The sequence below is a fragment of the Citrobacter sp. R4 genome, from assembly GCF_026719175.1.
Taxonomy (GTDB): domain Bacteria; phylum Pseudomonadota; class Gammaproteobacteria; order Enterobacterales; family Enterobacteriaceae; genus Citrobacter_A; species Citrobacter_A sedlakii.
The window spans coordinates 1-4,482 of sequence record NZ_JAPPSU010000029.1 but is presented as its reverse complement, the minus strand read 5'-3'; the positions used below and the strand labels follow the sequence as shown (position 1 = coordinate 4,482).

The following is a 4,482-nucleotide window of genomic DNA, read 5'->3' as shown; positions in this document are numbered from 1 at the left end:
AATCAATGATTTATCAAAAATGATTGAAAGGTGGTTGTAAATAATGTTACAATGTGTGAGAAGCAGTCTAAATTCTTCGTGAAATAGTGATTTTTGAAGCTAATAAAAAACACACGTGGAATTTAGGGAATACTGATGTAACACGGATTGACCGTATTGGGAGTTTGAGATGGTGACAAAGAGAGTGCAACGGATGATGTTCGCGGCGGCGGCGTGCATTCCGCTGCTGCTGGGCAGCGCGCCGCTTTATGCGCAGACGAGTGCGGTGCAGCAAAAGCTGGCGGCGCTGGAGAAAAGCAGCGGAGGGCGGCTGGGCGTCGCGCTCATCGATACCGCAGATAATACGCAGGTGCTTTATCGCGGTGATGAACGCTTTCCAATGTGCAGTACCAGTAAAGTTATGGCGGCCGCGGCGGTGCTTAAGCAGAGTGAAACGCAAAAGCAGCTGCTTAATCAGCCTGTCGAGATCAAGCCTGCCGATCTGGTTAACTACAATCCGATTGCCGAAAAACACGTCAACGGCACAATGACGCTGGCAGAACTGAGCGCGGCCGCGTTGCAGTACAGCGACAATACCGCCATGAACAAATTGATTGCCCAGCTCGGTGGCCCGGGAGGCGTGACGGCTTTTGCCCGCGCGATCGGCGATGAGACGTTTCGTCTGGATCGCACTGAACCTACGCTGAATACCGCCATTCCCGGCGACCCGAGAGACACCACCACGCCGCGGGCGATGGCGCAGACGTTGCGTCAGCTTACGCTGGGTCATGCGCTGGGCGAAACCCAGCGGGCGCAGTTGGTGACGTGGCTCAAAGGCAATACGACCGGCGCAGCCAGCATTCGGGCCGGCTTACCGACGTCGTGGACTGTGGGTGATAAGACCGGCAGCGGCGACTACGGCACCACCAATGATATTGCGGTGATCTGGCCGCAGGGTCGTGCGCCGCTGGTTCTGGTGACCTATTTTACCCAGCCGCAACAGAACGCAGAGAGCCGCCGCGATGTGCTGGCTTCAGCGGCGAGAATCATCGCCGAAGGGCTGTAACTGGTTTTGTTGAATAAATCGAACTTTTGCTGAGTTGAAGGATCAGATCACGTATCTTCCCGACAACGCAGACCGTTCCGTGGCAAAGCAAAAGTTCAAAATCACCAACTGGCCCACCTACAATAAAGCCCTCATCAACCGTGGCTCCATAACTTTCTGGCTGGATGATGAAGCTATTCAGGCCTGGTATGAGTCAGCAACACCTTCTTCACGAGGCAGACCTCAGCGCTATTCTGACCTTGCCATCACGACTGTGCTGGTCATTAAACGCGTATTCAGGCTGACCCTGCGCGCTGCGCAGGGCTTTATTGATTCCATTTTTTCTCTGATGAACGTTCCGCTACGCTGCCCGGATTACAGCTGTGTCAGCAGGCGGGCAAAGTCGGTTAATATCAGTTTCAAAACGCCCACCCGGGGTGAAATCGCACACCTGGTAATTGATTCCACCGGGCTGAAGGTCTTCGGTGAAGGCGAGTGGAAAGTCAAAAAGCATGGCCAGGAACGCCGTCGTATATGGCGTAAGCTGCATCTGGCAGTTGACAGTAAAACACATGAAATCATCTGCGCTGACCTGTCGCTGAACAACGTTACGGACTCAGAGGCCTTCCCCGGGTTAATCCGGCAAACCCACCGGAAAATCAGGTCAGCCGCCGCCGATGGAGCTTACGATTAAATTGTATTCAGTGATGTAAGGATACTATTATGGGATACACCAGAAATCAGCACATGCTCTCACAGTGGTTTCTCAGGAACTTCCGCAGTGATGATACGGCACAGAGTCCGAAGGAGAAGCAACGGGTCTGGGCCCACGTTGTGGTTCCTTAGGATATAGCTCTGTGATTTAGTCTTTTTAGGGCGTTTATTTATGTCTTTATGCTGTAATGTCGGTGCTGATTTGGTCTTCAATAAGGCGATTTTTAGCCCGCTTTTTCCGGGGGGATGAAATGTTATTGGATTGCTAAATGATTTCAAAAAAGGGGTAACATAGAGCGGGGATTAGTGTGGCGAGGCGCAGGTTTCCGATGGCAGGCTAAACGCAAAAAATGCGCTTTTTAGCCGGTGATGAGGTGAGGCCGGGAGGGGATGCGTCGCCGATCACAGTTTACAACAGGGTTTGATAACGGGAGGAAAAGTCATGCTGCAGGGATTGAATCATCTGACGCTGGCGGTCAGCGATCTGGCGTCAAGCCTGGCATTTTATCAGCAGTTACCTGGAATGCGCCTGCACGCCAGCTGGGATAGCGGAGCCTATCTCTCCTGTGGGGCGCTGTGGCTGTGCTTGTCGCTGGATGAGCAGCGGCGTAAAACGCCCCCTCAGGAAAGCGACTATACCCACTACGCCTTCAGCGTGGCGGAAGAAGAGTTTGCCGGGGTGGTGGCTCTGCTGGCGCAGGCGGGGGCTGAGGTATGGAAAGATAACCGCAGTGAAGGGGCGTCTTACTATTTTCTCGACCCTGACGGCCATAAGCTGGAGCTGCATGTGGGGAATCTGGCGCAGCGGCTGGCCGCCTGTCGCGAACGCCCCTACAAGGGGATGGTCTTTTTTGATTGACGGGTTAGTTCAGCTTACTGCCGGATTTCAACGTGCAGATCCACAGCGGTGAATTGATAGAGCTGAGCAAGATAGCCTTTTCGTTGAGCTTCTGAGCGTTGAGAAACAGCCCGTCGTGGCTGTCGGACATCTCGCGCATAAAGTAGTCGAAAATCACGTTCGGCGATTCATCAATCGAGGAGGCGCTCGATTCCCACTGATTGATGCGGTAATGACGCTCGGTGGCCGAGATGCGTTTGCTGCTGTAGGTAAACTTCACGTAGCGTTGCAGGTAGAGCCAGCCGGCGGCGGAGTCGGTGTAACCTTCGACCACCATCGAGCCTTTACCCTGCGCGCCAAAATTGAAGTGAATATTGCCGTTAACGTTCTCTTTGTCCATGTTCTCAAAGCGCATGATGCCCTTAGTGGAACAGCTCATGACACCCGCGTTGTCGGCAGGCAGCAGCCGCCAGGCGCTAAACGCGGCGGCGGCAATAAATACCAGAACGCAGAGGGCAAAGAACGGACGCGGCGCGAGTCTCATTACGGCTTCCAGGAGTAGTAAAAGTAGTTATCGCAATAGCTGAACGGGTTATCTTCATGCATGGCGCAGTGGGCAAGGAACACGCGCCCCAGCCCGTTGGTTTCGAGCCGATCGCCGTAGAAGAAAAGAAAACGTTCACCGGGTTTACAGGCAATATTCAGCCGCTGGCGTACCTCATCGAAGTTTTTGCCGTAGGACTCTTCACTGACCGAACGTCGCATTTCATCGCTGGCCAGCAGTTCGCACTGGCTATGGCTGAGGCGGGTCAGCGCGATAGGCTGGGATTCACTGATGCCGACCAGACTGAAGGCAACCAGAAGCAGGGCAATGGTGAGCAAGCAGGCTCCGGCCATGTACCAGCACATCCCGCGAGCATGTGCGGAGCGCGGTGCGTCTGGCGTTGTCGTAACGGGCGGCGGTTCGGCAGGCGTCTGTTGTGGTGAAACCGGCGGCGCGTCGTCCAGCGCTTCGATAATGACCTCGGGATTAAGCTGCAAATAGCCGCGCGAGACGGTGACGATGATGTTATCGACGCCGTAATGGCGAAAGGTCTTCCGCAGCATGCTGAGATACTGATTCAGATTGCTGTTGGATGAGGTTAATCCATTGTCATCCCAGACTTTTTTCAGAACATCTTCCCGGCTGACAATCTCGGTATGGCGCAGAAAATAGTTAAACAGGGCGCTGGCGGTGAGGGATAGCTGGCTGTCCGGTTCATCGCTTTGCGGCAGCGTCAGGGTTCCGTCGGTGGCGTCGTAGATAAAACGGGCATTGATGTTGTAGCGCATCGCGGCCTCAGTCTGTGCTTCACGCGGGAAGCGTCATTTTATTCAGGGAGTCAACCAGCGCGCGACGGTGGTCGGCGCTCATGGTGATCCCTTCCGTCAACTCCGAAAGCCAGATGCCGTCAGCGGCGTAGCGCACCAGCGTGCCGGTTGGGCTGTTATCCAGCTCATCGCCCTGCGCCAGTTTCTCCAGCATCCAGTCGCGCCAGCATTTGCGCAGCACCGGTTCATCGGGCATTGCCAGCGACAAAACCATAAGCTGGCGGCTTTCATGGGTGTCCGTGAGATCCGCCAGATAGTTCAGATAGGCGCGGGTAAACCGGCCATAGCTCACGCCATCCTGTTGCATCAGCGCGGTAATCGCTTCTTCCATGATTGCCAGCAGACGCGCGAACAGGGCGAATATTAGCGCCTGCTTGTTCGGGAAATGGTGGATAAGGCCGCCTTTACGGCACTGTTGCAAAGTTAGCGATGAGGCAGCCTTTTGTCTTATTCAAAGGCCTTACATTTCAAAAACTCTGCTTACCAGGCGCATTTCGCCCAGGGGATCACCATAATAAAATGCTGAGGCCTGGCC

The 4,482-nt window shown here is 54.5% G+C and carries 4 protein-coding genes and 3 pseudogenes; 3 read left to right on the top strand and 4 right to left on the bottom strand.

Annotation, left to right across the window (positions count from 1 at the left end; translation table 11 throughout):
• Positions 1-169 precede the first annotated feature (169 nt).
• The 3 genes and pseudogenes from OOJ60_RS24130 (at position 170) to OOJ60_RS24120 (ending at position 2,597) form a co-directional block, all read left to right on the top strand.
• Positions 170-1,045: an extended-spectrum class A beta-lactamase CTX-M-14 gene (locus tag OOJ60_RS24130; RefSeq protein WP_001617865.1), complete on the top strand. Its 876-nt coding sequence runs from the start codon at positions 170-172 to the stop codon at positions 1,043-1,045.
• 79 nt (positions 1,046-1,124) lie between these two features.
• A pseudogene (locus OOJ60_RS24125) lies at positions 1,125-1,715 on the top strand (IS5 family transposase); the annotation flags it as partial.
• A gap of 465 nt (positions 1,716-2,180) precedes the next feature.
• On the top strand, positions 2,181-2,597 hold the full coding sequence (locus OOJ60_RS24120) for a fosfomycin resistance glutathione transferase FosA3 (RefSeq protein WP_014839980.1): 417 nt from the start codon (positions 2,181-2,183) through the stop codon (positions 2,595-2,597).
• A gap of 4 nt (positions 2,598-2,601) precedes the next feature.
• On the opposite strand, the gene OOJ60_RS24115 is transcribed toward OOJ60_RS24120, so the two are convergent.
• The 4 genes and pseudogenes from OOJ60_RS24115 to OOJ60_RS24100 form a co-directional block, all read right to left on the bottom strand.
• Positions 2,602-3,120 carry a FidL-like protein gene (locus OOJ60_RS24115; RefSeq protein WP_014839979.1) on the bottom strand — a complete coding sequence of 173 codons (519 nt, stop codon included), beginning with the start codon at positions 3,118-3,120 and terminating at the stop codon, positions 2,602-2,604.
• Positions 3,120-3,908 (bottom strand): winged helix-turn-helix domain-containing protein, encoded by a 789-nt coding sequence (locus OOJ60_RS24110; RefSeq protein WP_014839978.1) that lies wholly within the window; start codon positions 3,906-3,908, stop codon positions 3,120-3,122. Before OOJ60_RS24110 ends, OOJ60_RS24115 begins: the two co-directional genes overlap by 1 nt.
• A 19-nt stretch (positions 3,909-3,927) precedes the next feature.
• Positions 3,928-4,353 (bottom strand): annotated as a pseudogene (locus OOJ60_RS24105) (TetR/AcrR family transcriptional regulator); the annotation flags it as partial.
• Between the two features lie 54 nt (positions 4,354-4,407).
• A pseudogene (locus tag OOJ60_RS24100) lies at positions 4,408-4,482 on the bottom strand (IS6 family transposase); the annotation flags it as partial.